At 47.3% G+C, this 5,448-nt stretch carries 5 protein-coding genes; all 5 read left to right on the top strand.

Translation table 11 applies throughout. The features are described 5' to 3' along the window. Positions 1–19 precede the first annotated feature (19 nt). Positions 20–547, top strand: coding sequence for a CBO0543 family protein (locus AC1DUA_RS21650; protein ID WP_477501743.1), 528 nt, complete (start codon positions 20–22; stop codon positions 545–547). A 134-nt stretch (positions 548–681) separates the two neighbouring features. Beyond that, positions 682–1,950: an MFS transporter gene (locus tag AC1DUA_RS21645; RefSeq protein WP_477501742.1), complete on the top strand. Its 1,269-nt coding sequence runs from the start codon at positions 682–684 to the stop codon at positions 1,948–1,950. Positions 1,951–2,021: 71 nt separating this feature from the next. Beyond that, the gene (locus AC1DUA_RS21640; RefSeq protein ID WP_477501741.1) at positions 2,022–3,125 is read left to right on the top strand and encodes an NADH:flavin oxidoreductase; all 1,104 of its coding nucleotides are present in this window, start codon (positions 2,022–2,024) and stop codon (positions 3,123–3,125) included. A gap of 52 nt (positions 3,126–3,177) precedes the next feature. After that, entirely contained in the window at positions 3,178–3,750 is a 573-nt protein-coding gene (locus tag AC1DUA_RS21635) for a TetR/AcrR family transcriptional regulator (RefSeq protein ID WP_477501740.1), read from the top strand. An 87-nt stretch (positions 3,751–3,837) separates the two neighbouring features. Further along, a complete protein-coding gene (locus AC1DUA_RS21630) occupies positions 3,838–4,425 on the top strand; it encodes a TetR/AcrR family transcriptional regulator (RefSeq protein WP_477501739.1) in 588 nt (195 codons plus the stop codon). Positions 4,426–5,448: the final 1,023 nt, after the last annotated feature.

Raw genomic sequence — 5,448 nt, 5'->3', positions numbered from 1 at the left:
CTATTAGGAGGTAACGACGTTGGAAAAACTACTATTAAGGATGCTGTTCCTGGCTTCCGCGGCAGCAATTCCCTTTGTTTTGAAACGTAAAAACTTGCTTATGCTCTTAACCGTGTTCTTTGCAAAATGTGTGCTCGCGGTTACTTTGGATTCCTACTTCATTAAAAAGAAGAGAATTGCCTATCCGGCACGTCCGTTTCCGAAAATCTTTGAGACCAATATTTTGTACGACTTTTTATTTTATCCGCTTTTAAGCGTTATTTGGGTCAGAACGACTTATAACAGCAAACCGCGGGAGCTAATAACCAAAAGTCTTTTCTTCAGTGTCCCTATGGCTTTGCTTCAGTGGGCTTTAGAAAGGAAAACCAAATTATTTAAGTGGAATTCTTGGACGGTCTTGCATACTTTTGCATCTCTCAATTTCACGCTATTTACCATTCGAGGATTTGTAGGTTTAATTAAGAGGATTCTGCCAAAAGATGGTCTCTTACAAGTGGAAGAAAGCAAATATGATAGCGCAGAACTAACGGCTAACGCAGTAGGTTGACTAACAAGAACATCTTGATGAGGAAGTAACTCGTCAGGATGTTTTTTTTCATTGACAACATTGAAACGTGTAGTGTAACATACACATTATATTTTGGGAATGAACATTCTCAATAAGCAGAAGGGGTGATAGAGATGTTGAAGGAAAATAAACTCTCCAAGTTTTATTATGGTTGGGTTGTTATAGGTATTGTGTTTCTAACGTTGCTTGTGTCTGCGGGGATCAGCTCTTTTCCGAGTGTGTTGATTCAATCCCTAGAAAAAGAGTTCGGCTGGACTCGAGCATCCATTTCTGGCGTCATTTCCATTCGTATTTTATTATATGGCTTTATTGGTCCGTTCTCGGCCGCGATGCTGGCTAAATTCGGAGTTCGCCGAACAATGGTCTTTGCCATTCTGCTAATGCTGATCTCATTAGGGCTCACGCCGTTCATAACGGCAGTATGGCAGCTCATGCTGTTGTGGGGAGTACTGGGTGGACTTAGCACGGGAGCACTGGCTAACGTCTTGGGGATAACTGTTGCGAATCGCTGGTTCGTGAAACACAAAGGGTTGGTAATAGGCATGCTTACAGCGAGCGCCGCTACAGGGCAGTTATTATTCCTCCCATTGCTAGCCAGGATTACGAGTGACAATGGTTGGCGTAATGCCGTGTACGTTATTATGGCGGCACTGCTTATCTTGCTGCCGATTATTCTTATCTGGATGAGAAATCATCCATATGATAAAGGCGTAGCCCCGCTCGGCACTACGGAAATTGTGAAGCCTGAGCCTTTCCAGGGGAATTTACTGCTCACTCCTATTCGTACGCTATTTTCCGTGACGAAGAATCTGACATTCTGGCTGCTCGCTGGTACTTTCTTCTTTTGCGGATTCTCGACAAATGGGCTAATTGGTACACATCTGATCGCAGCTTGTGGAGATAGCAACATTCCAATTGTTACAGCTGCAAGCTTGCTCGCGTTGATGGGGATATTTGATCTTGTGGGTACCACTTTCTCAGGTTGGTTGTCTGACCGTTTCGATAGCAGATGGCTGCTATTCTGGTATTATGGACTGCGCGGTTTATCACTGATCTTCCTACCTTATGCACTTGGTACTGGATATACGCAGCTTACGGTATTCGCGGTGTTTTATGGATTGGACTGGATTGCAACGGTCCCACCGACAGTGAAATTGACATCTGATGCTTTTGGCAAAGAGAAAGCAGGGATGATTTTTGGTTGGATTTTGGTTGCTCACCAAGCGGGTGCTTCCACAGCAGCTTATGGCGCAGGCTTCCTGCGCGAACTGCTTGGCAGCTATACAGTGCCGTTTGTTGCCGCGGGCTTCGTCTGTCTGCTTGCAGCAATTGTAGCGCTGAGAATTCGTAATAGAAAAGCAGTAGCTGTAGTAGCAGCCTAACAAATAATTAAACAAGACTAAGGAAAAGGTAACAGTGACGATCGTGATGAAACGAAAGATGGAGGGATCCCATGAGCATTGGTCAAAAGCAATCCATTCAACCGTTATTTCAACCTTTCACACTAAATAAACTTACCTTGCCTAATCGTATTGTTATGGCTCCTATGACGAGAAGCTTTTCTCCGAATGGTGTACCGGGAGTAGATGTAGCTGCCTATTATCGCAGACGCGCAGAGAACGGAGTCGCTCTGATTGTGACGGAGGGAGCTGTTATCGATCATCCTGCTGCGACAGGTGACCCTAACATCCCGCATATGCACGGGGAAGCTGCTTTGAGCGGCTGGGCTCATGTTGTAAAAGAAGTGCACGCGGCAGGTGGGAAAATTATTTCTCAGCTATGGCATGTAGGGATTACCAGGAGGACTCGCTCAGAGCCGAACCTGGAGGCTGCCTCCATTTCCCCCTCAGGCCTTGATTTAATGGGGGAGAAAGCAGGGGAGCCCATGACCGAATTAGAGATTGCCGACGTCATTAAGGCTTATGCGGATGGCGCTGCGAACGCCAAACAGATTGGATTTGATGGCATTGAGCTGCACGGCGGTCACGGCTATCTGATCGATCAGTTCTTCTGGGAAAAAACGAATCAACGGACAGATCGCTATGGTGGCGACTTAGTTGCGCGGACACGTTTTGCTGTTGAGATTATCGAAGCCTGCCGGCAGGCGGTCGGACCTGACTTTCCGATCATTTTACGGTTCTCCCAGTGGAAAATAGGTTCGTATGATGCCAAACTGGCAAAATCACCAGAGGAATTGGCTCAGTTTCTGGCACCGCTGGTGGAAGCAGGTGTGGATGTATTCGACTGTTCGAGCCGGCATTTCTGGGAGCCAGCGTTCCCAGGATCAGAGCTGAATCTTGCAGGCTGGACCAAGAAGCTGACAGGCAAGCCGACCATCACCGTCGGTTCGGTGGGGCTGGAATCTGAGCCATTTGACCAGAAAGATGAGCACGAAATGATCGACGAATTGGTGGAGCGGCTTGCGCGTGAGGAATTTGATCTCGCTGCAATTGGCCGCGCCATCTTGGCAGATCCGGCTTGGGCGATTAAGATTCGCGAAGGTCGGGATAATGAACTAATTCCGTACACGTCGGATCGCCTGACAGACCTGATGTAGTTGCCAGGCCGCTCGTAATGCTATACTAGTCTCTGTATGAAGGGGGTAGCGTATGGCTAGAAACAGAGAGTTCGAAGTTAATACCGTACTGGGCAAAGCTATGGGCGTTTTCTGGGAAAAAGGCTATGAAAAAACATCCATGCAAGACTTGGTTACGGAAATGGGCGTCCATCGAAGAAGCATCTATGACACCTTTGGAGATAAACATGATTTATTTATGAAAGTTATTGACCGGTATGAAGAAGTGATCGGTATACCTATATATAATGCCGATGGGCATACATCGCCGAAAAAGGCGATTAGAGAAATTTTTGAACGAGCGATTCGTAAAAAAGAAGATAAACCCCGGGGTTGCTTAATGGTCAACACAGCTGTGGAGCTAGCCATACACGATGAGGAAGCCGCGGCCAAGGTTAACGAGAGCTTTTCCAAGACGGAGGCACGGTTGCAAGAGCTTGTTGAACTCGGTATAAAATCGGGAGAAATAGGCGCTCAACAGGATGCGCTTAAGCTTTCACAGTTTTTGAATAATACTTTACTCGGACTGCGGGTATTGGTTAAAACAACGGAAGATGAAGAGAAATTGCAGGGTATCGTAGATACAACGTTATCCATGCTCGAGTGAGACAAATGACAGAATACCATAGTTGATACTTTAAGTTTCTTTATTCCTTGTGCTATGATGAGAATCATACTTAGGGAGAACACCAATATGGCTAATGATCAACCCTTAACCAAGGAAGCAATTCTGGAAGCCGCGGAACAAGTTCTGCGACGTTATGGCCCAGAGAAAACATCTGTCGTTGATGTTGCCAAAGCCCTGCAGGTCAGTCATGGGACGTTGTATCGACATTTTCCGAGCAAAGYGGCATTACGAGAAGCAGTTACCGAGCGTTGGCTGCTTAGGATAGCGAAGCCTCTGCAGGAGCTGGCGGAACAATCAGGTGGCAGCGCTGCGGATCGACTGCGGACATGGCTCCAAGCGCTGATCCAAAGTAAACGGAAGCATGTCGTTGAGGATCCGGAAATGYTCGGCATGTATTCGGTGGTTACTTTGGAAGCCGTGGAAATGATTGCGGAGCATGTGCAGCATCTGCTCAGCCAGATGACGGGTATCATCGAGGCTGGCGTTAGCGCGAAGGAGTTTCGCGCTGTCCAACCTGAGACTATGGCGCGGGCTGTTTTCTTCGCTACATCGAGATTCCATCATCCCGCTCATGCGTATGAGTGGTCCTCTTCGACGATTGAGCAAGAGTTTGATTTGGTGTGGGAATTAATCCTTTCGGGGATTCGCAAATGACAAGATGGACCTGGCGGTGATTTCGCGCTGGGTCCTTTTTGTATTTTAGGGGTGTCTTGGGTGCTCGGAGACGAGGGATGAACCGATTGAGGTGCCTCGGATGAAATAGCTGGATAAACTGGCGTTAATCTGCGCGGCTGAGTGGCAGGGAACAGAATAGCGGTAGTGACTGCAGCTAAATCGTCGGTAGTTGCAGGAAATCGGCTGGATTGGACGGGATTAGCGGTAGAAAATCCAGTTATTGGGTCAAAAAGCGGATTAATTGTGGAAAGTAGCAGGAGTAATCGGCGTAAAAGTAATATCTACTCGGTTATCCATCGCTAAGGGGATGATCCGCTTGAAGTACCTCAGCTGCTCAGAGACTGTACGACGAACCGATTGGGTGCCTTAGCAGCTCAGATACTGTACGATGATCCGGTTGAGGTGCCTCGGATGAAATAGCTGGATATACTGGCGTTAATCTGCGCTGCTGAGTGGCAGGGAACGGAATAGCGGTAGTGACTGCAGCTAAATCGTCGGTAGTTGCAGGAAATCGGCTGGATTGGACGGGATTAGCGGTAGAAAATCTAGTTATTGGGGCAAAAGTGGATTAATTGTGAGAAGTAGCAGGAGTAATCGGCGTTAAAGTAATATCTACTTGGTTGTCCGTCGCTAATGGGATAATCCGGTAGAGGTACCTAGGTTGATCAGAGACCGTGGGATGACCCGGTTGATGTATCCTTTGTTGCTCAGAGGCTACAGGGTAATCCGCTTGAAGTACCTCAGCAGCAGAGACTGCGATGATCTCTGTGGTGCCTTGGACGAAATAGCTGGAAAAACTGGCGTTAATCTACGCTGTTGGGGAGCAGCGAACGGAATAGCGGTAGTGACTACAGCTAAATTGTAGGTAATTGCAGGAAATCGGCTGGATTGGACGGGATTAGCGGTAGAAAATCCAGTTATTGGGGCAAAAAGTGGATTAATTGTGAGAAGTAGCAGGAGTAATCGGCGTTAAAGTAATATCTACTTGGTTATCCGTCGCTA

The organism is Paenibacillus sp. 01T422 (assembly GCF_056398785.1).
This window is presented reverse-complemented; position numbering and strand designations above follow the sequence as displayed.

What these genes read in the sequence shown, in the direction of transcription:
- AC1DUA_RS21645 (WP_477501742.1), top strand. Translation starts at nt 682, where the DNA reads ATGTTGAAGGAAAATAAACTCTCCAAGTTTTATTATGGTTGGGTTGTT.
- AC1DUA_RS21635 (WP_477501740.1), top strand. Translation starts at nt 3,178, where the DNA reads ATGGCTAGAAACAGAGAGTTCGAAGTTAATACCGTACTGGGCAAAGCT.
- AC1DUA_RS21640 (WP_477501741.1), top strand. Translation starts at nt 2,022, where the DNA reads ATGAGCATTGGTCAAAAGCAATCCATTCAACCGTTATTTCAACCTTTC.